At 58.2% G+C, this 20,234-nt stretch carries 23 protein-coding genes and 3 pseudogenes; 18 read left to right on the top strand and 8 right to left on the bottom strand.

Translation table 11 applies throughout. From position 1 onward, the window contains the following. Positions 1–117 precede the first annotated feature (117 nt). Positions 118–663, top strand: coding sequence for a phospholipase D family protein (locus ACLHV9_RS25235; protein WP_008324931.1), 546 nt, complete (start codon positions 118–120; stop codon positions 661–663). A gap of 151 nt (positions 664–814) precedes the next feature. Next, positions 815–1,093 carry a replication regulatory protein RepA gene (locus ACLHV9_RS25230; protein ID WP_008324932.1) on the top strand — a complete coding sequence of 93 codons (279 nt, stop codon included), beginning with the start codon at positions 815–817 and terminating at the stop codon, positions 1,091–1,093. A gap of 35 nt (positions 1,094–1,128) precedes the next feature. Here ACLHV9_RS25230 and ACLHV9_RS25225 read toward each other — a convergent pair. Beyond that, a pseudogene (locus ACLHV9_RS25225) lies at positions 1,129–1,232 on the bottom strand (replication protein RepA). Positions 1,233–1,311: 79 nt separating this feature from the next. Between ACLHV9_RS25225 and tap the strand changes: the two are divergent. Then, positions 1,312–1,389, top strand: coding sequence for a RepA leader peptide Tap (tap, locus tag ACLHV9_RS25220; protein WP_011201829.1), 78 nt, complete (start codon positions 1,312–1,314; stop codon positions 1,387–1,389). Next, positions 1,370–2,245 (top strand): incFII family plasmid replication initiator RepA, encoded by an 876-nt coding sequence (gene repA, locus ACLHV9_RS25215; RefSeq protein ID WP_085952537.1) that lies wholly within the window; start codon positions 1,370–1,372, stop codon positions 2,243–2,245. The genes tap and repA overlap by 20 nt, the downstream gene beginning before the upstream one ends. 506 nt (positions 2,246–2,751) lie before the next feature. Here the strand turns inward: repA and ACLHV9_RS25210 are convergent. Both ACLHV9_RS25210 and ACLHV9_RS25205 read right to left on the bottom strand, forming a co-directional pair. Continuing rightward, a complete protein-coding gene (locus ACLHV9_RS25210) occupies positions 2,752–3,756 on the bottom strand; it encodes an IS110-like element IS5075 family transposase (RefSeq protein WP_000427614.1) in 1,005 nt (334 codons plus the stop codon). 78 nt (positions 3,757–3,834) lie between these two features. Then, a pseudogene (locus tag ACLHV9_RS25205) lies at positions 3,835–5,556 on the bottom strand (Tn3-like element TnShfr1 family transposase); the annotation flags it as partial. A gap of 59 nt (positions 5,557–5,615) precedes the next feature. On the opposite strand from ACLHV9_RS25205, the pseudogene ACLHV9_RS25200 reads away from it, so the two are divergent. Continuing rightward, a pseudogene (locus ACLHV9_RS25200) lies at positions 5,616–6,318 on the top strand (IS6-like element IS26 family transposase). On the opposite strand, the gene ACLHV9_RS25195 reads toward ACLHV9_RS25200, so the two are convergent. Then, entirely contained in the window at positions 6,209–7,216 is a 1,008-nt protein-coding gene (locus tag ACLHV9_RS25195) for a LysR family transcriptional regulator (RefSeq protein WP_227666877.1), read from the bottom strand. The pseudogene ACLHV9_RS25200 and the gene ACLHV9_RS25195 overlap by 110 nt on opposite strands. 367 nt (positions 7,217–7,583) lie before the next feature. Between ACLHV9_RS25195 and ACLHV9_RS25190 the strand changes: the two genes are divergently transcribed. Together ACLHV9_RS25190 and ACLHV9_RS25185 are read left to right on the top strand one after the other, a co-directional pair. Then, positions 7,584–8,006, top strand: a complete 423-nt coding sequence (locus tag ACLHV9_RS25190) for a MarR family winged helix-turn-helix transcriptional regulator (protein ID WP_223296479.1) — start codon at positions 7,584–7,586, stop codon at positions 8,004–8,006. 26 nt (positions 8,007–8,032) lie between these two features. Then, entirely contained in the window at positions 8,033–8,992 is a 960-nt protein-coding gene (locus ACLHV9_RS25185; RefSeq protein ID WP_004099025.1) for a YeeE/YedE thiosulfate transporter family protein, read from the top strand. 38 nt (positions 8,993–9,030) lie between these two features. On the opposite strand, the gene ACLHV9_RS25180 is transcribed toward ACLHV9_RS25185, so the two are convergent. After that, positions 9,031–9,390 (bottom strand): DUF6314 family protein, encoded by a 360-nt coding sequence (locus tag ACLHV9_RS25180; RefSeq protein WP_166479491.1) that lies wholly within the window; start codon positions 9,388–9,390, stop codon positions 9,031–9,033. 297 nt (positions 9,391–9,687) lie between these two features. Between ACLHV9_RS25180 and ACLHV9_RS25175 the strand changes: the two genes are divergently transcribed. Together ACLHV9_RS25175 and ACLHV9_RS25170 are read left to right on the top strand one after the other, a co-directional pair. Then, a complete protein-coding gene (locus tag ACLHV9_RS25175; protein WP_004099027.1) occupies positions 9,688–10,176 on the top strand; it encodes a YkgB family protein in 489 nt (162 codons plus the stop codon). A gap of 557 nt (positions 10,177–10,733) precedes the next feature. Further along, entirely contained in the window at positions 10,734–11,228 is a 495-nt protein-coding gene (locus tag ACLHV9_RS25170; RefSeq protein ID WP_004099028.1) for a MarR family winged helix-turn-helix transcriptional regulator, read from the top strand. A 396-nt stretch (positions 11,229–11,624) separates the two neighbouring features. On the opposite strand, the gene ACLHV9_RS25165 is transcribed toward ACLHV9_RS25170, so the two are convergent. The 3 genes from ACLHV9_RS25165 to ACLHV9_RS25155 are packed head-to-tail and all read right to left on the bottom strand — an operon-like array spanning position 11,625 to position 14,478. Then, entirely contained in the window at positions 11,625–12,650 is a 1,026-nt protein-coding gene (locus ACLHV9_RS25165; protein ID WP_004357654.1) for a zinc-binding alcohol dehydrogenase family protein, read from the bottom strand. Between the two features lie 53 nt (positions 12,651–12,703). Then, positions 12,704–13,213 (bottom strand): peptide-methionine (S)-S-oxide reductase MsrA, encoded by a 510-nt coding sequence (gene msrA, locus ACLHV9_RS25160; RefSeq protein ID WP_227536979.1) that lies wholly within the window; start codon positions 13,211–13,213, stop codon positions 12,704–12,706. 32 nt (positions 13,214–13,245) lie between these two features. Beyond that, complete coding sequence (locus tag ACLHV9_RS25155) at positions 13,246–14,478, bottom strand: bifunctional alpha/beta hydrolase/OsmC family protein (protein WP_004357650.1); 1,233 nt, start codon at positions 14,476–14,478, stop codon at positions 13,246–13,248. 228 nt (positions 14,479–14,706) lie between these two features. Between ACLHV9_RS25155 and ACLHV9_RS25150 the strand changes: the two genes are divergently transcribed. The 9 genes from ACLHV9_RS25150 to ACLHV9_RS25110 all read left to right on the top strand — a co-directional run bounded on the left by ACLHV9_RS25150 (position 14,707) and on the right by ACLHV9_RS25110 (position 20,222). Then, positions 14,707–15,582 carry a LysR family transcriptional regulator gene (locus ACLHV9_RS25150; protein WP_011191349.1) on the top strand — a complete coding sequence of 292 codons (876 nt, stop codon included), beginning with the start codon at positions 14,707–14,709 and terminating at the stop codon, positions 15,580–15,582. A 145-nt stretch (positions 15,583–15,727) separates the two neighbouring features. After that, positions 15,728–16,171, top strand: a complete 444-nt coding sequence (gene msrB, locus ACLHV9_RS25145; protein WP_004099035.1) for a peptide-methionine (R)-S-oxide reductase MsrB — start codon at positions 15,728–15,730, stop codon at positions 16,169–16,171. A gap of 1 nt (position 16,172) precedes the next feature. Next, positions 16,173–16,712: a peptide-methionine (S)-S-oxide reductase MsrA gene (msrA, locus tag ACLHV9_RS25140; protein WP_004099036.1), complete on the top strand. Its 540-nt coding sequence runs from the start codon at positions 16,173–16,175 to the stop codon at positions 16,710–16,712. A gap of 132 nt (positions 16,713–16,844) precedes the next feature. Further along, the gene (locus tag ACLHV9_RS25135; RefSeq protein WP_004099038.1) at positions 16,845–17,549 is read left to right on the top strand and encodes a glutathione S-transferase N-terminal domain-containing protein; all 705 of its coding nucleotides are present in this window, start codon (positions 16,845–16,847) and stop codon (positions 17,547–17,549) included. After that, positions 17,546–18,514 (top strand): magnesium and cobalt transport protein CorA, encoded by a 969-nt coding sequence (locus tag ACLHV9_RS25130; RefSeq protein WP_002118270.1) that lies wholly within the window; start codon positions 17,546–17,548, stop codon positions 18,512–18,514. The genes ACLHV9_RS25135 and ACLHV9_RS25130 overlap by 4 nt, the downstream gene beginning before the upstream one ends. 91 nt (positions 18,515–18,605) lie before the next feature. Then, positions 18,606–19,178, top strand: coding sequence for a hypothetical protein (locus ACLHV9_RS25125; RefSeq protein WP_004099040.1), 573 nt, complete (start codon positions 18,606–18,608; stop codon positions 19,176–19,178). 87 nt (positions 19,179–19,265) lie between these two features. Continuing rightward, positions 19,266–19,715, top strand: coding sequence for a hypothetical protein (locus ACLHV9_RS25120; protein ID WP_004099042.1), 450 nt, complete (start codon positions 19,266–19,268; stop codon positions 19,713–19,715). A gap of 106 nt (positions 19,716–19,821) precedes the next feature. Continuing rightward, positions 19,822–20,088, top strand: a complete 267-nt coding sequence (locus tag ACLHV9_RS25115) for a Rid family hydrolase (RefSeq protein WP_410397571.1) — start codon at positions 19,822–19,824, stop codon at positions 20,086–20,088. Beyond that, positions 20,085–20,222, top strand: coding sequence for a hypothetical protein (locus tag ACLHV9_RS25110; RefSeq protein ID WP_181726046.1), 138 nt, complete (start codon positions 20,085–20,087; stop codon positions 20,220–20,222). Before ACLHV9_RS25115 ends, ACLHV9_RS25110 begins: the two co-directional genes overlap by 4 nt. The last annotated feature ends 12 nt before the right edge of the window (positions 20,223–20,234 follow it).

Raw genomic sequence — 20,234 nt, 5'->3', positions numbered from 1 at the left:
GAGACTGACGCCTTCGCCGTGCTCAGTTGTCCAACCCCGGAGAAGGGTAAAAGCAAGTTTTCCCCGTCTCCGGCGTTTCTGGTTAACACATCCGAACAGTATTTCTGAGGTTATTTAATGCGTAAGTTCACCTTTCGCCAGCTGGCCGTGTCCGGTCTGGTATGTCTTTCGCTGAGCTGTATTCAGCCCGCAGCAGCGGCATCCTCCGTTCAGGTCGGCTTTTCACCTGAAGGCAGCGCGTTGCAGCTGGTCCTTAAGACGATTGAGTCAGCACAGCAGGAAATTCGGCTGATGGGCTACTCATTTACGTCTCCGGAGGTGGTTAGTGCGCTTGTCAGGGCAAAACGTCGTGGTGTGGATGTGAAGATAGTGCTTGATGAAAAGGGCAACCGGAGCAAAGCCAGCCAGGCGGCGATGAACATCGTGGTGAACGCGGGAATTCCGCTGCGCACCAACGGTCGCTACGCCATCATGCATGACAAAGTCATTATTGTTGATAATCATACAGTTGAGGCTGGTAGCTTTAACTACACTCGCTCTGCTGCATCGCGGAATAGCGAGAATGTGCTGGTTATTAATGAGGTGCCGGAAGTGGCACAAACCTACCTTCAGCACTGGCAGTCGCGCTGGGACGGAGGAACGGACTGGCATTCTTCATACTAAGTCGCATCGTCATTTGATCCGCAATCTACATCTATCCTGGTGAACCATGCGCCAACATGGCTCACACCTTCGCGTAAAGTTAAGTCGCTGATTTCAGATATCTGTAGTATTCTCTGCAAACGATCCAAGTTTGATCCTTGAGGAGGCAGAGATGTCGCAGATCGAAAATGCAGTAACTTCCTCATCGAAAGAAAAGCGTTCTTACCGAAAAGGTAAGCCGATGTCGGCGAGTGAAAGACAGCTTGCCGCGATTGCGCGTAAACGTGAAACACATAAAGAAGTGAAGGTTTTTGTTAAAAATCCTCTTAAAGATTGGATGATTACGATCTGTGAAGAGGAAGGGCTCACTCAAGCTCAGTTTATTGAGACCTTACTCGAACGTGAACTTTCTGAACGCGGCGTTCTCGATGTAAAGACTTCACATTCTTGAACGTTTTCTCATTGGATGCTAGATTACTGATCGTTTTAGTGAATTCTTGGTTGGCCACGCCATAAGGTGGCAGGGAACTGGTTCTGATGAGGTGTCTACCCGGGACCAGAAAAGCAAAAACCCCGATAATCTTCACCAGGTTTGGCGACTAAGAGAAGATTAACGGGGCCTACTTAAACTGTATAGAAGCTGTTGCTCTATGCAGGGAGTATAGTTTTATGCTCAGAAAACTGCAATACCCGTTTCTGTGCCATTTACTCCTTCCGTGCAACATAAGTGCGGGAAGGTGTGACTGACGCCCAGACCCTGTTCTCCCATTACCGTCAGGTCAAAAACCCGAACCCGGCATTCACGCCGCGTGAAGGCAAAAAGACACTGCCGTTCTGTCGTAAGCTGATGGCGAAAGCCGAAGGCTTCACGTCCCGTTTTGACTTTTCCATCCATGTGGCGTTCTTACGCTCGCTGGGTAAACGTCACCGGATGCCGCCACTGTTGCGCCGCCGGGCCATCGATGCCCTGCTCCAGGGGCTGTGTTTCCACTATGACCCGCTGGCCAACCGCGTTCAGCGCTCCATCACCAATCTGGCCATCGAGTGCGGTCTCGCCACCGAGTCGAAAAGCGGTAATCTGTCCATCACCCGCGCCACGCGGGCGCTGACGTTTATGGCGGAGCTGGGGCTGATTACCTATCAGACCGAGTATGACCCGCAGATTGGCTGCAATATCCCGACCGATACCACCTTCACGCCGGCACTGTTCTCCGCGCTCGACGTCTCTGACGTGGCCGTTGTGGCCGCGAGGCGCAGCCGTGTGGAATGGGAGAATCAGCAGCGTAAGAAGCAGAACCTGAAGCCGCTGGAGATGGACGAGCTGATAGCGAAGGCCTGGCGGTTTGTGCGCGAACGGTTCCGCAGCTACCAGTCCGAACGTAAACAGCATGGCCTGAAGCGCGCCCGCGCCCGACGTGACGCGGACAGAGCCCGTAAGGACATTGTGACGCTGGTGAAACAGCAGCTGACGCGTGACTACGCCAAAGGGCGTTTCGTCGGCGACAGGGATGCTCTCCAGCGTGAGCTGGAGCGGCGCGTGAAAGAGCGCATGCTGATGTCGCGTGGTAACAACTACACGCGGCTGGCCACCGTCCCCATATAACCCTTCCTGTGTGAAAAATCCGGCTGGCGCCGGAGGGTTTCGCACGTCTGCAGTCCATCGTTGACGGTTTTCTGCACGAAATGACGGCCGTCCTTCCTGACATTCACCCCATTCCGCCATCAGAATGGCCAGAAATTGCATCAGAGTGGCCACATCTCGTCGCCAGATTCAGTTACCCACAAATAACTGCAAGGGACCTTTCCATAAGGTTACAACCGTTATGCTTACAGGGGTCACCTCAGAAAACGGAATCTATGGTCACTCCCGTTTTTGCAACACCGATTTTGACGACAAGTTGGCTTGCTTGAATCTATCCGGCGTCTGAATGGGATTTTATTCCCGCGCCTCGATGAGTTCCGCGCCTGATGAACCTCCAGAAAATATACGGCTTCAATGAGCCTTTCCGTTTTACAGGTTCCTCAACAGGCCGGTGGGCCGTTAGTATCATCAATATCAGTATTCGCAAAACCAGATGAATGATTGTTTAAACTGGTGTATTTCTGCCTTTATGCTTCGTAAGTTTGCTGTCGCGCCGTCAGTGCCCAGGCTATTCTGGCCAGCTTGTTTGCCAGAGCACAGGTGACGACAAAGTTGCTTTTCCGACACAACAACTCCCTGACCCAGTCGGCCAACTTGCCAGACTGGTGTTCCAGTTTTTGTATGAATACCCTGGCACACTGAACCAACAAAGTTCGGATCTTTTTGTTGCCCCGCTTGCTAATCCCTAACAATGTCGTCCGACCTCCCGTGCTGTACTGTCGGGGTACCAGCCCTGTTGCCGCCGCAAAGTCACGGCTGCTGGCGTACTGCTTCCCGTCGCCAATCTCAGTTGAAATAGTACTGGCAGTCAGCGTTCCAACGCAGGGAATACTCAGCAAGCGCTGTCCAACCTCATCTTCGTCCAACTTTCGTTTCAACTGAGATTCCAGATCTTTAATCTGCTCAACAAGATAGTGATAATGCTGTTGTAATTTCAGCAGTAACTGGCTGAGATAAAGAGGCAAACTACTGTCCTCAAGAAGGGTACTCAGTCGACTAATAACGGCAGCACCTCGCGGAACGCTGATACCAAATTCCAGCAGAAAAGCATGCATCTGATTAGTTGTTTTCACCTTATCCTGAACCAGGGATTCACGGACACGATGCAGAGCTCGCATTGCCTGCTGAGATTCGGTTCTGGGCTGCACGAAACGCATAGATGGACGTGATGCTGCTTCACAGATAGCTTCAGCATCAACGAAGTCATTTTTGTTGCTTTTAACGAATGGGCGGACAAATTGCGGTGATATCAGCTTTGGAAAATGCCCTAACTCTGCCAGCTTGCGTGCCATAAAGTGAGAACCGCCACAGGCTTCCATCGCGATGGTTGTTGCCGGGCATGTCGCCAGAAATTCGATTAGCTTTGGTCGGGTGAATTTTTTACGGTAAACGGCCTTCCCACGATGATCCTGACAATGAATATGGAAAGAGTTCTTACCCAGATCGATACCAATAAGCGCAATGTTTTCCATGATGGTTCTCCGAATGAAAGCCTGTCCTCAGCATAGTACTGGGAAGGAGGGAGTGACCATCTCATTAAAAATCGTACGCTAAGACCCAGAGAGCGGACGTAGCGGTCGGAATTTCCCCACGCCTACTTTGGAGCTACTGCGCCAGAGGTAATCGCCGGTCAGGTTGATATGCTCCCAACCCAGCGGCGACAGGTACTGCAACAGCCCTTCATCGACACCATGGCCGTGGCCGCGCAAAGCATTCGCGGCGCGCTCCAGGTAGACCGTGTTCCACAGCACGATGGCCGCCGTCACCAGGTTGAGGCCACTGGCCCGGTAGCGCTGCTGCTCGAAACTGCGGTCGCGGATTTCGCCCAGCCGGTTGAAGAACACCGCCCTGGCCAGCGCATTGCGGGCTTCGCCCTTGTTCAATCCGGCATGCACACGACGGCGTAGTTCCACGCTTTGCAGCCAGTCCAAGATGAACAGCGTGCGCTCGATGCGCCCCAGCTCGCGCAGCGCAACGGCCAGGCCGTTCTGGCGCGGGTAGCTGCCGAGCTTGCGCAACATCAGCGAGGCCGTCACCGTGCCCTGTTTGATCGAGGTAGCCAGGCGCAGGATTTCATCCCAATGGGCACGAATAGCCTTGATGTTCAACTTGTCGCTGCTAATCGTCGGTCTGAGTGCGTCGTAACTGGCTTCACCCTTAGGGATGAACAGCTTGGTGTCGCCCAGGGCGCGGATGCGCGGCGCGAAGCGGAAGCCCAGCAGATGCATGAGGGCAAAGACATGATCGGTGAAGCCCGCCGTGTCGGTGTAGTGCTCCTCGATGCGCAGGTCGGACTCGTGGTACAGCAGGCCGTCGAGCACGTAGGTCGAGTCGCGCACGCCGACGTTCACGACCTTGGTGTGGAACGGCGCGTACTGGTCGGAGATGTGCGTGTAAAACGTCCGCCCTGGGCTGCTGCCATATTTCGGGTTGATGTGCCCGGTGCTCTCGGCCTTGCTGCCGGTGCGGAAGTTCTGGCCGTCCGACGATGACGTGGTGCCGTCACCCCAATGCTCGGCGAAGGGATGCCGGAACTGCGCGTTCACCAATTCGGCCAGCGCCGTCGAATAGGTTTCATCGCGGGTATGCCAGGCTTGTAGCCAGGCGAGCTTGGCATACGTTGTGCCGGGACAGGACTCGGCCATCTTGGTCAGGCCGAGATTGATCGCGTCGGCCAGTATGGTGGTCAGCAGCAGGTTCTTGTCCTTGGCCAGGTCGCCCGATTTCAGGTGCGTAAAGTGGCGGGTGAAGCCCGTCCATTCATCCACTTCCATAAGCAGTTCGGTGATCTTGATGTGCGGCAGGATCATCGCGGTCTGGTCGATCAGCGCCTGCGCGGTGTCAGGCACCGCCGCATCCAGAGGCGTGATCTTCAGGCCAGACTCGGTGATGATGGCGTCCGGCAGGTCGTTGGCCGCCGCCATGCGGTTGACGGTCGCAAGCTGTGTTTCTAGCAGCGTCAGCCGGTCATGCAGGTACTGGTCGCAGTTGGTGACCACAGCCAGCGGCAGTTCGCTGGCCAGCTTGAGGCTGGCGAATTTCACAGGCGGTACCAGGTAGTCCTCGAAATCCTTGAACTGGCGTGAGCCTTGCACCCAGATGTCGCCGGAGCGCAGCGCGTTCTTCAGTTCCGACAGTGCGCACAACTCGTAGTAGCGCCGGTCGATGCCGGCATCGGTCATCACCAGCTTCTGCCAGCGCGGCTTGATGAAGTCGGTCGGCGCATCGGCAGGCACCTTGCGTGCGTTGTCGCTGTTCATGCCGCGCAGGGCACTGTTGCAAATAGTCGGTGGTGATAAACTTATCATCCCTTTTGCTGATGGAGCTGCACATGAACCCATTCAAAGGCCGGCATTTTCAGCGTGACATCATTCTGTGGGCCGTACGCTGGTACTGCAAATACGGCATCAGTTACCGTGAGCTGCAGGAGATGCTGGCTGAACGCGGAGTGAATGTCGATCACTCCACGATTTACCGCTGGGTTCAGCGTTATGCGCCTGAAATGGAAAAACGGCTGCGCTGGTACTGGCGTAACCCTTCCGATCTTTGCCCGTGGCACATGGATGAAACCTACGTGAAGGTCAATGGCCGCTGGGCGTATCTGTACCGCCGTCGACAGCCGGGGCCGCACTGTCGATTTTTATCTCTCCTCCCGTCGTAACAGCAAAGCTGCATACCGGTTTCTGGGTAAAATCCTCAACAACGTGAAGAAGTGGCAGATCCCGCGATTCATCAACACGGATAAAGCGCCCGCCTATGGTCGCGCGCTTGCTCTGCTCAAACGCGAAGGCCGGTGCCCGTCTGACGTTGAACACCGACAGATTAAGTACCGGAACAACGTGATTGAATGCGATCATGGCAAACTGAAACGGATAATCGGCGCCACGCTGGGATTTAAATCCATGAAGACGGCTTACGCCACCATCAAAGGTATTGAGGTGATGCGTGCATTACGCAAAGGCCAGGCCTCAGCATTTTATTATGGTGATCCCCTGGGCGAAATGCGCCTGGTAAGCAGAGTTTTTGAAATGTAAGGCCTTTGAATAAGACAAAAGGCTGCCTCATCGCTAACTTTGCAACAGTGCCCGGCAGAGTCGGGTTGTCGTTGTCACTGGAAGAAATTATAGCGGCCGTCGGCGCCCGCGCCGATGGGAGCGGGATCAACGCGATATCCGGCCGGTAGATCACGCTGGTGATGGTCAAGCCGAAGCCCTGTTCGACCATCGTCAGCAGGGTTTCTCGGCTGACTTGTTGGATCGAGAGTTGAACCGCTCCGTCTCCGGCGCCCACCATGCGCCGGAGTATGCCAGCGAGCTCACGCCCAGCGCCATCCGAGCGAACGAGGAAGACTTCGTCACAAACGTCCTCCCACGACAGCTGTGGCCGTGCTGCCAACTCGTGAAGCGGGGACAATGCCACGAACAGATCTGGTTCGCAGAGACGTCGAACTTGGAACTGAGGGCTCTTGCTCGCACTCAGGCTGATTGCTGCGTCCAGTAATCCGCGCTTCACCCCCAAAGTGTTTTCTTCTGAAGTGCCTTCCTCAAGCTTTACCTCGATCGTCGGATGTCTATTTCTGAATGCCGAGAGAATGTTGATGATCGGGCACGCCGGGAACGCTTCAAGCATTCCAAACCTCACGAGCCCGGTCTTGAGTTTCCGCGCGGAGCGGATCTCCGTTGCGGCGTTACGAAGGTAGCGCGCTCCCACCACCGCTTGTTGAAGGAAGCGCTCACCTTCTGGAGTCAGCCCTGCCCCCGCTCGCGTACGCTTGAAGAGAGAAAAGCCAAGTTGGCGCTCAAACAGCTGCACACGTCGGCTGACGGTGGATTGCGATATCGATAGGCGCTCCGCCGCTCGGCGGAAGCTGCCGGCCTCGGCGACCTGAACGGCGTACTTCAGGTATCGGAGATCAAGAGTCAGGTCGGGCATGAGACCCGTCCGATCATACCGGCGGTCTCATCGGCGAACCGCCTGCGCCCGGTGAGCGGCACCCATGCACGTCCACTTTCATCGAGCCCACCCCCGCTAGCGCCTGGGGAACGAGCACGTCCGTTGATCTCAGATGTGGAATCCGAGCTGAGCCCCTCAATGAGCATGACCATGTCCGAATCTGTCATAGATGCATGCGGCGGTCATACATTTTCACACGCTTGAAGTCTATGCGCGAAGCATATATTCTTGCGGTATGGAGCCTGAGGTCGCCAAGTACCATTTAGGTGCACTCGCGTTGGCCGTTGCAGACAGCATCGCCAGTGTCTCGGCCTCGTTTTCACCAAGCGGCCCGGGGACCGCCGTGATGGTGTTACTCAGCATGGAGCCCGGACTGCCGATCAGCGTTTTGGCTACCTCGATCGGGCTTTCTCATGCCGGGACGGTGCGATTGATCGATAGGCTCGAGCGCGAACAGTTGGTGGAACGACGAAGACAAATCACCGACAGGCGGGCGCGCTTCATTCACCTCACCAATTCGGGGAAGAAGATAACGGACGCCTTGCTCAAGGCACGGGAGCAGGTGATCTCCGAATGTATTTCGCCCCTGTCGCCCAATGACCTCGACATTCTAGGCATGCTGTCGGAGCGGCTCCTTGTGGCAAACGGCTTCGACAAAGATGGCTCGGTCAGCCTTTGCCATCTGTGCGGCTACAGCAGGATCGCGCCTTCCCGTGGTAAAGCTAAGCCGGGGCGCTCGCCACGCTGGAACGTCGCATCAGAAGGCTGACGATATGATCAGGCAGGCTTGAAATAATGGGATCGTTTGCGCTCGAACTTCTTCTATGCGTACTTGCCTTCGGGTTCGGATATGCGGCGAACCAAGGCGGAACCTGTTTAGTGGTGGCCGCTCATGAGTTACACAGAAGACAGCCGCCGAAAATGTTCGTCGGATTTCTCGCAGCGTCGGCAGCGGCAGGCCTGGTTGCGGTCCCGATAGTCTGGACGGGAACACTGGGCGCAACACTCGCACCCTCGACCAGCATCAATTTCCTCCTGCTCATCGGCGCCATCGCCTTCGGCCTCGGCGCACTCATTAATGACACATGCCTGCTCGGATCGCTGGCGCGGCTTGGGGATGGGGAGATGCGACTTCTAGCTCTACCCTTGGGATTAACGATTGGTATCTTGGCTGCCGACCATGGCAGGTTCGGCTACGATTCAACATGGCCAAGCTTAATCTCCAAACCGAGCGCAACAGGCCTCGTTACTCTCCTAGCCTTCCTAGTTGTGCTCGTGCTGGCACTCGTTTTCGTTTCCACGAAGAGCGTTCTGCGAACAAAGCCGGGTTGGTCGTTCGGCGCTTCGATGATTGGACTCGGTATCACTGGCGGACTTCTATATGCACTCTCGCCGGCCTGGACCTTCGCAGACGTGATTCAACGCGCCCTTCCTCTCAGAATGTCCCCGGCCGGCGAGGTCGCGCTCACTGCGGTGATCTCTTCGATCGCAGGCGCCCTAACCGCCTCCTTTCGCCAAGGCAATCTGCGTCTCCAACTGCCGACAGCCAATGGCATTCTGCGATCTGTCGTCGGCGGCACATTGATGGGTATCGGCATCGCGCTCATACCCGGCGGGAATGATGGGTTGATCCTCGCAGCGGTTCCGACTCTTTCACCTGGTGGGATAGTCGCCTACCTTCTGATGACGACGACAATCGTCTTCGGATTTGCAGCGCGTGGTAAGTTATTCCGGCGCTGCCTTTCACGGCCATGATAAGGGCAACAGAGGACTTGCCCTCCTGACATGAGCATTTATCCCGACCGGGAATATCGGCTGACTAGCTCGTATGCCTTTGCAGGCCCTTGGACCATGATGACCACTTCAAAGGCCGCCGGCCCCAGAATCCTGTAGGTTGCATGGTAGGTGTCGTCTCCGCAGGCATAGACGCCACTCGCTTCCAACCCGGTATCCGTCCGCGAGAAACTCAAGCTGAGGAACTGCGTCCCGATATGAGGTCCGTCTGCGAACTCGACGACAACACTGTCCTCGCTCAAGCGATAGCGATACTGCCGGCACGCGGAGAATACTCTGCCATCTGCCAGTGAGAGAATGCCGCTCTCTCGATAAGCGAGCGCGCCTTCGCCGATCGCTGCTACGATTTCGGTGGGCATGGTTATCTCGTCCAGGGCCGCGTCCATCCGTACAGGCTGGACGTTTGCCAACGGGCTATAGGCCCACCCGGAGCGCCAGCCCCATCAAGTCAAAATCCCGCAAAGGTCGCGCGTTTGCTGGGTAAAGGCATCGCCGATGAGGATGGCTTCGTGAGGCAGCGAAGCGCGAGCCAGCCGCTCGACATATCTCGCTTATTAGTATATGGTATATGCGTCGCGCATATACTGCAACGCCTGCCCGAAGCACGTAGACGACGTTCGTGACGTTCCCACGGGACCACTGTTGAGGAATTTTAGATGAGCATTTTCGACCGTTATGAATTTCTTGTCCCCGAGCACGGTCGGAGGGATCTTGGCCTGCTTAGATGGGCTCTCGTGATCGTATTTCTGTGGTTCGGCGCGATGAAGTTCACAGCGTACGAGGCCTATGGTATCGCCCCGTTTATCGAACACAGCCCGATCATGAATTGGCTCGGCATGTTCGGGACGCAGGGGCAAAGCTATTTCATCGGCGTTATCGAGTTATCGACCGGTCTCGTTCTGATCCTTGGTGCATTTCGTCCACTCTTCTCTGCGCTAGGCGCACTAATGTCAGCAGCGACCTATCTGATCACGCTGACCTTTTTCATCACCACTCCAGGTGTCGCGGAGCAGACTGCCGGCGGCTTTCCTGCGATTTCGGCTGCACCAGGGCAGTTTCTACTGAAGGACGCAGTTCTGCTAGCGGCGTCCCTCGTGCTGCTGCGTGCTTCGGTCCGCCACAGAGGGGCGCTTGTGCTCTCGTGACTGTGGTCCTCTCGTGACGGCGGGCGTGCAAATCCTGCAGAACCTCCGCGGGGCATGGATGCTCCGTCGCGATATCGAGCCCGGAGGCGCTCAGCTGCATGGCGACGCGGTCTTCGCCCGTTTCGCCGCAATCCCCGACGTCGTGGAGCACGGACTGTTCCTCAATGGGATTGATACAATCGTGATCGCGCGCGGTGACACGATGGAAGTGCGACGCCGGGGGCAAGCTAGGTCTCGCTGATCTGCACCTGCGCGGCCTGGATGACAGCGCTGACGCGGAGTGATTCTCGGGCGCGACCTACGGCGATTCCGAGCGAAAAGGCTTGCCCTATAGCCGCCAGGTATCAACGGTTCCGCGGCCTTAACGAGCCGGACCCGTTTTTTTCGGCGCGCTCGATCAGTCGAAATCCTCCGAAACCCTTCTAAAACAGGACATTTTCCACAAGCCGCGCGGAGGAAGAGGACCACGGTATGGCTTGCTGTCTATGCTCCGCGCACATATAGATGTGGCAATGGATGGACCTCGAGATCGAAACATTTTCGGGGCGTTCGCACTCATGATCAGCGACGACATCGTTCGCGCTAGTTCATCGCGGGCGCCGGAAGCTGGACCCGCCGCCTCAGCGCTGGCGTTGCTCGCGCACAAGCCCGGGCTCTCGATCCGTATGCTTGCGATCGGGGTGGGCCTTTCACATGCTGGAACTGTTCGCCTGGTGGATAGATTGGTAAGCGAGGGATTGATCGAGCGTAGGGAGCATTCGACAGACGGGCGCGCGCGATCCCTCTATCTTACTCCAACTGGCAAGGTCGCGAGCGACGAGGTCCTGGCCTCGCGCGATCAAGTGATTGCCGAAGGGCTATCGATCCTTAATCCAGACGAACTGAAAACCTTATCGGACATCGCTGAACGCGTTCTCCGAAATCGCTTGGAAAACCTCGAGCAGTCATACCGCATCTGCCGCTTGTGCTGCTACGAGGGCTGCACGAACTGCCCCGTCGATGCCGAATTGCATGAGCGAGGTGTGGACCGCGAGAAGAACGACGACGCGTAGGAGACTCGCAATTGCGGCAGCTCAACGCTGCTCAGATGGCGGGGCTTCATAATGTCAGCGAGCCTACCATCAGCCGCATTCTTTTGGCTACGCGTCAAGCCGGCCGATCGGGCATGGCGGTCTCATTCTAATATGTCGGTGATCGCCCCACTTTTAGCCGCTCAATTGATCGGAACGCGGTTTCGGAAGCGGCCGTTCAAACCACTCGCTGCATTCCCATTTCTCTATGTCCGATAGGTAGTTTCGGGGAAAAGCAGTCGGGAACAGGTTTCGGGAACGCATGCTCCGGCAGGAGCGCAGCGCGCGTCCCAAACGCGTTTTCCCGGTAGAGCTTCCCAATCGGCAAAGTGCGGGCCACCTCAGACTGCGAACGCGAAAAACCGCCTGGCTGGTCACTCAAGGCAGGGTAACGACGATTTTCGCTGCGGATACACCCGCCTTCAGGGCTTCCAAGGCAGCCTGGAGCATTTCAAGGCCCTGGCCCACGATCTTCGCCGGAGGGGCGGGGACGAACGTGCGCGCCGCGAGAGCCTGCGGCAGGAATTCGCGGTAGATCATTGGACCAACCTCGTCATCCTTGAGGCTCGTCCCGGAGATGTGCGTCGCCTCGACTCCAAATGAACGCTCGTCGGGCGGGGCCAGCGTCGCTGCCACCCGGCGCGAGCCCTCGCATCTCGCAACTACGGCAAAACAGTCTTTCATGTGACCGGTCGCGTGAAGCGTTCCAGCGAGACTGCGCCCGCGCATTGCCTCAATCACGTCTTCCACGATGGCTGGACTCGAGTGGTCAAGAACCTCGCTTGCACCCAGCTCCTTCAACAGGCCGACGTTGCGCGCCGAAGCGGTGGCGACGCACCTGTAGCCCGACGCCACCGCGAGCTGGATGGCGTTGCAGCCAACGCTCGACGATCCACCCCAGACCAGAACGACCTCTGGACGCGCGGTCGGCGAGTGTAACGGTGGCGCGAGAGCCAACTGTGTCCGTCCGTAGAGCCCGCTTGCGGCGGTGCCAAGGCCAAGCGGGAGGACTGCCGCATCAGCGAAGGCAATGTTGTTGGGGATCGGCGCCGCCATGTGGTCCAGCACGATCGTGTGGTGCTGGAACGCACCCTGCGCAGGTTGATTTACGGTTGTCCCGACCGCCTGTCCGATGACTCGATCGCCGACCTTGAACCGCTCGACCGCGCCACCGACCGCCGCGACCTCACCGGAGACGTCGCTGCCGAGAATCGCGGGATAGTCGAGCCATGGCAAAAGCGCGACGTCCTGCAGAATCCAGTCGAGTGGGTTGATCGCGATGGCCGCGTTGCGGATCAATATCTCGTTCGCCGCCAGATGCGGCAGAGCGGTGACACCGATCCTCAGTGGCTGCCCCGGCGCTTTCTGCCAGGCGGCCTGATTAGTCACGGTTTCGGTCATCATCAACTCTTTCTGTCAAGTATTACAGCTGGGCGTTCGTCTGAGCGGTCCAACCGCTAGGTCGGGCGCACGAAGTGGCAGCTATAGCCCCCAGGATAGCGCACCAGGTATTCTTGGTGCTCTGGCTCCGCCTCCCAAAAGGGTTCTTCTGGGTTGATCTCCGACACGACCGGGCCTGGCCAGCTTCCTGATGCCTCGATTTCCGCGATGGTTGTGAGGGCGACTTCCTTCTGCACTTCGGTGGTGTAGAAAATCGCCGATCGATAGCTCGGACCGACATCGCTGCCTTGTTGCTCGTAGGTCGTGGGGTCATGTATCTGGAAGAAGAGTTCCAAGAGCGAGCGATAGGCGAGAACGGAAGGGTCGAAGGTCACTTCCACTGCTTCCGCATGGCCGTAATGTCTCGCGTAGGTCGGATCAGGCATTTCTCCGCCTGTGTAACCGACACGCGTCGAAATGACTCCCCTGGCTCGGCGCAGCAAATCCTCCATGCCCCAGAAGCAGCCGCCTGCGAGAATTGCTCGCTCTGTCGCGGCCGCCCTATTGCCGGTAGGCGATTGGCTCACAGTCCGTTCGCCCTCCTCCGTGTGCGCCACGGTCAAGCCAGCCTCGCGGGATCCGCAGCCTGACTGGCGCTCAAGAGCTCGGTCTGCACGTCCGAACCCCGGATGAGACTCAGATCGACGGGACACCGATCAGCGATCGCGAGGATCCGAGCGCGCTGATCATCACTCAGCGGCCCATCGAGGACAATGGTGCGGGTGAACCGGTCGGGTGGCATCATGTCCGGCACCTTCTCGTGCTGCACGGTCGTGCTCGCCCGTTCGAGCGGAAAGCCCTTGCGGTTCGCATAGAGACGCATCGTCATCACCGTGCAGGCTGCGAGGCCGGCAGATACGAGTTCGTAGGGAGATAGTCCGGTCCCGAGGCCACCGACCGATGCTGGCTCGTCGGCGAACAGAGTGTGCTCGCCGCTGCGGACCTTGAGCTGGAACGTCCCTGCAAGAGTTTCGGTGGAGACGACGCCCTCCGCAACCTCGACCTGCGGAAGATCCGCGCTGAGTGGTGGGAGAAAGCGGCTCGCCCAAACCGCCACCATGGCCGCGGCGTAGTTCGCGTCCGCGACGTCGGTGAGAAGGTGATCCGCGTTGTCGAGCGAGATGAAGCTTTTAGGGTGCCTGGACGCGACGAAGATGCGCGACGCGTGGTCGATGCCGACCACCTGATCCAGCGGAGAGTGCATGACCAGCACCGGCCGTCGCAGGGAGGCAATGGCCTTCTCGACGTCGATCCCCTCAACCGCCTCAAGGAACCCTCGGCGAATGAGGAAGGGCCTACCGGCAATCTCCACCGAGGCCTCGCCCTCGCTCGCGATGGTGTCCAGATCATTCGGTCCGAAGAGGCGCAAGATATGCTGAAGGTCGGCCGGCGCACCAATCGTCGCTACCGCCGCAATATCAGGCATGTCGGCGGCGGCTACGATCGCAGCGGTGCCACCCAGGCTGTGCCCGACGAGGAGGGACGGTGACATGCCCGCCGCCGCCATCGCATTTGCGGCGGCCCGAAGGTCCTCGACGTCCGACGCGAAGTTCACAGGTTCTCCCGTCCCACCGCCGATCCCGGTCCCGGCGAAATCGAACCTCAAGACCCCGATGCCCGCACGCGACAGCGCGCGCGAGATGTGAACAGCGGCGCGACTGTCTTTCCCGCACGTGAAGCAGTGGGCGAAGATCGCCCAGCCCCGCGGCGTCCCTTCCGGCGGTTCGAGGTGCCCGGACAGCGGAGAGCCAGCCCCACTGACAAACGTAAATGATCTTCCTGCCATGTCCATCAAACCTCCAGCACGCGGCTTGGCGGTTGCGCTCTCAGAACCTTCGACGGAGCTGAGCGGAGCGCACCGCCAACCGGTAATCGTCATCTCAGGCTATCATTTATATGTCTGGCGCATATAGACAAGCCCCTATATCATGATTATATGCGCCAAGCATACTTCTGCGACCTGCGTTCCAAAGGCGGTCTCACGGAAGAGGTATCAGTCAGGCGCGTGGGCCAAAGGACTATGGAACTCAATCAAGTCAGCTATTTCATCAACTTGGCCGAGACGCTGAATTTCACAGCGGCCGCTCGCTTGAGCGGTGTGTCACAGCCAAGTCTGACCCGCGCGATCCGCCGCTTGGAAGATGAGCTTGGCGGGCCGCTGATCTATCGCGACGGGAAGAACAGCCGCCTGACTGGCCTTGGCCATGACGTCGAGGCAGAATTCCGGCGCATGGTGGTCGCGATGAAGAGCGTTCGCAATCACTCGGAGCACTGGGCGATGGGGGGGCACCGCGTGCTGGATGTCGCCGTCGCGCCCACCGTCGGACCAAAGGAATTTACGGCATTCTTCGAGAGCGCATTGGCGGAGATGCCATCCATCGAAATCAAGCTGCACTCGCTCCAGTCGAACGAGGACACATCGGAGGTGCTTTCAGGAAAATACCACGCGTGCATCATGCCGCGTGAAACAAGACCGGAACGCAAGCTGGATGTGCATCCTCTATTTCGGGAGCGCTTCGTGCTCGGCTGTTCTGCAAACCATCCCTTGGCTGCCAACGAGATCGTGCGCGGCGAAGACCTGCTCGAGTTTCCTTTCGTCGATCGCCTGAAATGCGAGTTTCGCGATCGGATCCTCGATCACTTCGCGCGACGGGACTTGCTCATGCGACCTCGCTTTCGATCAGATCGCGAGGACTGGGTGCAACGGGTCGTCGCTGACGGCCACGCCATATGCATTCTTCCGGAACGATCGCCGACCGTGCAAGGCCTCGTCACTCGGCCGATCGACGGATTTGTCTTGGAGCGCGAAGTCGTGATCGCGACAGTATCCGGCTCCACGGCAACGGTCGAGATACGGAACATCGCGCAGCTGGCAGCCCGGTATGAGTGGAACTGAATCACGACGTGAAGAGCTTCGGCGCTATGGAAACTATACGCGCAGCGTATTGGATAAATCTGGGGCGCATGCTATAGTCGGCGCAATGACTGCAAAGATAAATGACAGTGTGTCGAGCTCTCTAGATTAATTATTGGAGACTATCATGAAGTTTGAGAAGTCACAGGCAGCAGTTGACCGCCTGACCCCCGAGCAACGCCGGATTACCCAGGATTCGGGGACCGAAAGGCCCTTCACGGGTGAGCACAACGACAACAAGGAGCCTGGCATCTACGTCGACATAGTGTCGGGAGAGCCGCTGTTCGCTTCAACGGACAAGTTCGATTCGGGTACTGGCTGGCCCAGCTTCACCAAGCCGATCGTTCCGGCAAACGTGAACGAGGTGCGGGACAGTGCACACGGCATGGTCCGGACGGAGGTCAGGTCGGTACACGCCGACAGCCATCTGGGCCACGTTTTCCCGGACGGTCCTTCCGACCGCGGCGGTCTGCGCTACTGCATCAACTCTGCGTCCCTTCGCTTCATCCCGCGCGACGAGATGGAGTCCGAGGGATACGGTGAATATCTCGATCAAGTAGAGGAGGCTTAACATGCATCAGCGCGCTGTTCTCGCAGGAGGATGTTTCTGGGGCATGCAGGATCTGATCCGCAAGCGGCCCGGCATCATCTCGACCCGTGTGGGTTACACGGGCGGCGATATTCCGAACGCCACGTATCGTAATCACGGCACGCATGCCGAGGGGATCGAGATTGTCTTCGACCCGACAGTGACGAGCTACCGGCACATCCTGGAATTCTTCTTCCAGATCCACGATCCGACGACGCTGAACCGCCAGGGCAATGATCGTGGGCTCTCCTACCGGTCGGGCATCTATTATGTCGACGAGGAGCAGAAGCGCGTCGCCGAGGATACGATCGCCGATGTGGATGCCTCGGGGCTGTGGGATGGCAAAGTGGTGACCGAGGTCCAGCCGGTCGGCGAGTTCTGGGAGGCCGAGCCCGATCACCAGGATTATCTGGAGAAGCGGCCGGGCGGCTACACCTGCCACTTCGTCCGTCCCGACTGGGTTCTTCCAAAGCGGCATGAGGCCGGCGATGTGAGCCCTGCGGCCGGGGCTGCAGCGGAATAGGCTTCGCTGCCGTTAGTGCCGCGCCGATCCGGTTCGCAACCTCCGACGACCGCGTCAATCGACGCGGTCGTCGAACCCGGCCTTGAAGCAGATCATTCCATTCAGCCGCCGTCGCAGTGCCAGGATCCAGATATGACAGACCTCTCCTCCTTTCCCATCACGCAGCGCTGGCCAGCATCTTATCCGGATCGCTTGCAACTATACGCGGCCCCCACGCCCAACGGCGTCAAGGTCTCGATGATGCTGGAGGAGACTGGCCTGCCGTATGAGCCCCACTTCGTCGACATCTCGAACAACGAGTCGAAGGATCCAGCGTTCGTGTCGTTGAATCCCAACGGCCGCATACCCGCGATCATCGATCCGGCTGGCCCTGACGGCCAGCCCATTGGCATATGGGAAACCGGTGCGATCCTCATCTATCTGGCCGACAAGACGGGGCAGCTCATCTCAACAACACCCGCCCAGCGGTACGAGACTCTGGCCTGGGTGTTCTTTCAGGTGTCGGGCGTTGGGCCGACCTTCGGACAGCTAGGCTTTTTCCTGCGATTTGCCGGCAAGGACTATGAGGACAAGCGACCTCGGCAGCGCTTTGTTGATGAATCCAGGCGTCTTCTCGGGGTCCTGGATCACCGGCTGGAGGGCCGCGAATGGATTGTCGATGATTACTCGATCGCGGACATTGCGACGTTTGGCTGGGTGAATGCGCTGGTCGAATTCTACGCAGCGGGCGACATCCTCGGCCTAAGCAGCTATTCGAACGTGCAGGCATGGCTCGAACGCGGGCTGGCGCGACCGGCTGTACAGCGTGGCCTGCGAATTCCTGCGAGGCCTGCATGACCATTATCGCCGCATATTATTACAACGAAGGTAAGCGAGTCCGTGAAATCAGGCTCGATGAGCACGTCGAACTAAACGAGAATCGCTCGGGCTTCTGCTGGATCGCGCTTAGCGAGCCCACCGCAGACGAACTCAGCGCGATCCAGACGACGTATAACCTCCATCCTTTGGCGATCGACAACGCCATGCACCCGCTGTGCCCGCCCAAGCTCGAGGTCTACAACGATGAGTTGTACGTCGTCGCCCAGACCGCCGAGCTGGTCGGCGACCGGATCAGCTACGGCAAGATGGCGATCTTCACCGGTCACAATCACCTTATCACCGTGCGGCACGGCAATGCCGGAGCGCTGGGCAAACTTCGGGAGCAACTCGAGGCATCGCCGACGCAGTTCGGCAAGGGTGTCGACTATGTGCTGCACGCGATCTTGCACCGAGTGGTCGACCAGTATCTGCCCATCTTCGAAATGATCGAGGACGACGTCCTGGCGATGGAGCGACGGTCGCTGCACGATTTCCTCGGGCCAGAAGAGGTGGCGCGAATCTTCGAACTAAGGTCCGAACTCACGCGGTTCCAGCGCACGCTCGGGGCTATGGCCGAGCTGGTGCGAAAGCTCGTTCGCGGCCACTTTCCCTGCATCAGCGCCGAAATGACACCATATTTCCACGACGTCGCGGACCATGTCCACCGCGTGCAGTCCATGGTCGACGGCCTCCTGCTTGTCCTGTCCACGGTCTTCGAGGCCAGCAGCCTTCTGGAAGCGCAAAGGATCGGTGTGGTCACTCGCCAGCTCGCGGCCTGGGCGGCGATCTTGACGGTCCCGACGGCGATCGCCGGAATATATGGCATGAACTTCAAGCACATGCCGGAACTGGACACGCCATATGGCTACTTCGTCGTGCTCGGAGTGATAGCGGTGTTCTGCCTTCTCCTGTTCATGCGCTTCAAGAAGGCCAAGTGGCTATGAGTAACGCACTTCGCGAGCTTCTCCGTCCGCCGAGTCACAGCGCGCTTTGTGCGCGAGCGTGTCCAATCCAGTTCAAGATGAAGGTGCTTCCATGACCTCCCAGGTGACCGACGTTCTAGAAGCAGTCCAGTCATTCATCGCCAAAGGCTATGACCGCGAATACCGCGTCAAGGACGGCAATCTCGTCGATCTCGAACTAGGGTCAACCCTCGATGCATGCAGCATTCGCGTCGATGCGGCGTTGCGCCTCGAGAGCGGGGACGACGGCGAAGATGCCTCCAACATCTACGCGATCACCGATCCGGCGACAGAGCATAAAGGCCTGTTGATCGACGCCTTCGACGTGTTCCACGAAATCTGCCCCCGCGACTTGTCCGAGCGCCTTGTGGCGCATCGGGAAACAGCACCGGCAGGTGACCAGGACGCGCCGAGCAAGCACGGACTACGGAAAGTCTACAAGAGCGAGTTTCACAGCGATCCCGAGCGTTACGTTCTGCGCGAGGGCTTTCCAGACTTCCCGCCATGCCCTTTCGGCCAATCCTTCAGCATCCTCGGCTTCGATACCGCCGAGCAGGAATATGTCTGGCTCGTCACGAGCATCATTCGAGATCCTCGGCTGATCAGGGTTCCATACCAGGGCGAAGACGTCATCAGCGACGAATAGCGGTGTCGCTTAGCCGGAAAGGCTGGCCTTCCTGGCCCACACATCTGCAGGCTGAACTTTAAGAACATCGAAAATTAGGAGGTGATTATGGACTGGAACAAGGACCACATACGAGAAACTATGCTCTTGCTGGAGACAGCAGCGTTGCACAGCGCTCGCGAAAACTACCTGGACTATGTCTCTACCGCTCGGCTCGATCGGAGCGAACCGATCGAAAACGACGAACTAGCTCAGGCCGAGGTCGCGAGCGACTTCGCTGAAGCGCTCGATGACACGCTCCATGACTACGCCAATAAACTCGAAAAGCTCAGGACGATCGATTTCGGCCCCAAGTTGGCCGTCAACGAAGGCGCTGTCGTCAAGCTGTCCGGCCGCCACTTTGTGATCGCGGTGTCAACGAGCAAGTTTACCTGTCAGGGGCGTGAGCTCATGGGCATTTCCACGATGGCGCCGATCTTCGAAGCGATCGAGGGTGCCCGAGCCGGGGAGACCGTGCAGTTCAACGGCCGGGACCTCACCGTAGAAGACGTGGAATAAAGCCCTCCACCGCAGCCGGCGCGCTAGTGCCGAACGCCCTGCATCTCTTTCTGCATGCATACGGTCACTTGCAGCCGCGTTGACCTGGCTCATCAAAGGCAAACTCATGACAACACCTTCATTCTTCATCACCCCCGGATACGGGACGCGCCTGCATGACGCGCTTCATTATTCTCAGGCAATGCGCATTGGTGACCGCGTGGAGATCTCCGGACAGGGCGGATGGAACGACGATCTCGTCATTCCGGAGTCGATTGAGGAAGAGATCGAGCAGGCGTTCAAGAACGTGGAACGGACGCTCGCGACCGCCGGAGCACGCTGGCCGCATGTGGTCCACGTCAATTCCTATCACGTCGGTGGATTCCTCCCGTGATCAACGAAACAATGGCCAAGCTGTATCGCCACTACATGCCCGACCGCGCTCCAATCTGGACGCAGTTGGGAATCGAAGCGCTGGGGCTTCCAACCATGCGTATCGAAATTCGCGTAACAGCTATCATCGCCTGACCCCGCGGTTCG

The sequence above is a fragment of the Enterobacter sp. CPE_E890 genome (assembly GCF_046521475.1).
GTDB lineage: Bacteria > Pseudomonadota > Gammaproteobacteria > Enterobacterales > Enterobacteriaceae > Enterobacter > Enterobacter adelaidei.
The sequence above is the reverse complement of the archived record's forward strand: the minus strand, read 5'-3'. Positions and strand labels throughout refer to the sequence as shown.

Excerpts from the sequence above, each read along its gene's own strand:
- ACLHV9_RS25195 (WP_227666877.1), bottom strand. The coding sequence starts at position 7,216 with ATGCCCGACCTGACTCTTGATCTCCGATACCTGAAGTACGCCGTTCAG.
- ACLHV9_RS25130 (WP_002118270.1), top strand. The coding sequence starts at position 17,546 with ATGACCATTATCGCCGCATATTATTACAACGAAGGTAAGCGAGTCCGT.
- ACLHV9_RS25230 (WP_008324932.1), top strand. The coding sequence starts at position 815 with ATGTCGCAGATCGAAAATGCAGTAACTTCCTCATCGAAAGAAAAGCGT.
- tap (WP_011201829.1), top strand. The coding sequence starts at position 1,312 with ATGCTCAGAAAACTGCAATACCCGTTTCTGTGCCATTTACTCCTTCCG.
- ACLHV9_RS25125 (WP_004099040.1), top strand. The coding sequence starts at position 18,606 with ATGACCTCCCAGGTGACCGACGTTCTAGAAGCAGTCCAGTCATTCATC.
- ACLHV9_RS25150 (WP_011191349.1), top strand. The coding sequence starts at position 14,707 with ATGGAACTCAATCAAGTCAGCTATTTCATCAACTTGGCCGAGACGCTG.
- ACLHV9_RS25115 (WP_410397571.1), top strand. The coding sequence starts at position 19,822 with ATGACAACACCTTCATTCTTCATCACCCCCGGATACGGGACGCGCCTG.
- ACLHV9_RS25175 (WP_004099027.1), top strand. The coding sequence starts at position 9,688 with ATGAGCATTTTCGACCGTTATGAATTTCTTGTCCCCGAGCACGGTCGG.
- ACLHV9_RS25210 (WP_000427614.1), bottom strand. The coding sequence starts at position 3,756 with ATGGAAAACATTGCGCTTATTGGTATCGATCTGGGTAAGAACTCTTTC.
- ACLHV9_RS25235 (WP_008324931.1), top strand. The coding sequence starts at position 118 with ATGCGTAAGTTCACCTTTCGCCAGCTGGCCGTGTCCGGTCTGGTATGT.
- ACLHV9_RS25120 (WP_004099042.1), top strand. The coding sequence starts at position 19,266 with ATGGACTGGAACAAGGACCACATACGAGAAACTATGCTCTTGCTGGAG.
- msrA (WP_004099036.1), top strand. The coding sequence starts at position 16,173 with ATGCATCAGCGCGCTGTTCTCGCAGGAGGATGTTTCTGGGGCATGCAG.
- ACLHV9_RS25170 (WP_004099028.1), top strand. The coding sequence starts at position 10,734 with ATGATCAGCGACGACATCGTTCGCGCTAGTTCATCGCGGGCGCCGGAA.
- ACLHV9_RS25180 (WP_166479491.1), bottom strand. The coding sequence starts at position 9,390 with ATGCCCACCGAAATCGTAGCAGCGATCGGCGAAGGCGCGCTCGCTTAT.
- msrB (WP_004099035.1), top strand. The coding sequence starts at position 15,728 with ATGAAGTTTGAGAAGTCACAGGCAGCAGTTGACCGCCTGACCCCCGAG.
- ACLHV9_RS25165 (WP_004357654.1), bottom strand. The coding sequence starts at position 12,650 with ATGATGACCGAAACCGTGACTAATCAGGCCGCCTGGCAGAAAGCGCCG.
- ACLHV9_RS25135 (WP_004099038.1), top strand. The coding sequence starts at position 16,845 with ATGACAGACCTCTCCTCCTTTCCCATCACGCAGCGCTGGCCAGCATCT.
- ACLHV9_RS25190 (WP_223296479.1), top strand. The coding sequence starts at position 7,584 with ATGGTGTTACTCAGCATGGAGCCCGGACTGCCGATCAGCGTTTTGGCT.
- ACLHV9_RS25185 (WP_004099025.1), top strand. The coding sequence starts at position 8,033 with ATGGGATCGTTTGCGCTCGAACTTCTTCTATGCGTACTTGCCTTCGGG.
- ACLHV9_RS25155 (WP_004357650.1), bottom strand. The coding sequence starts at position 14,478 with ATGGACATGGCAGGAAGATCATTTACGTTTGTCAGTGGGGCTGGCTCT.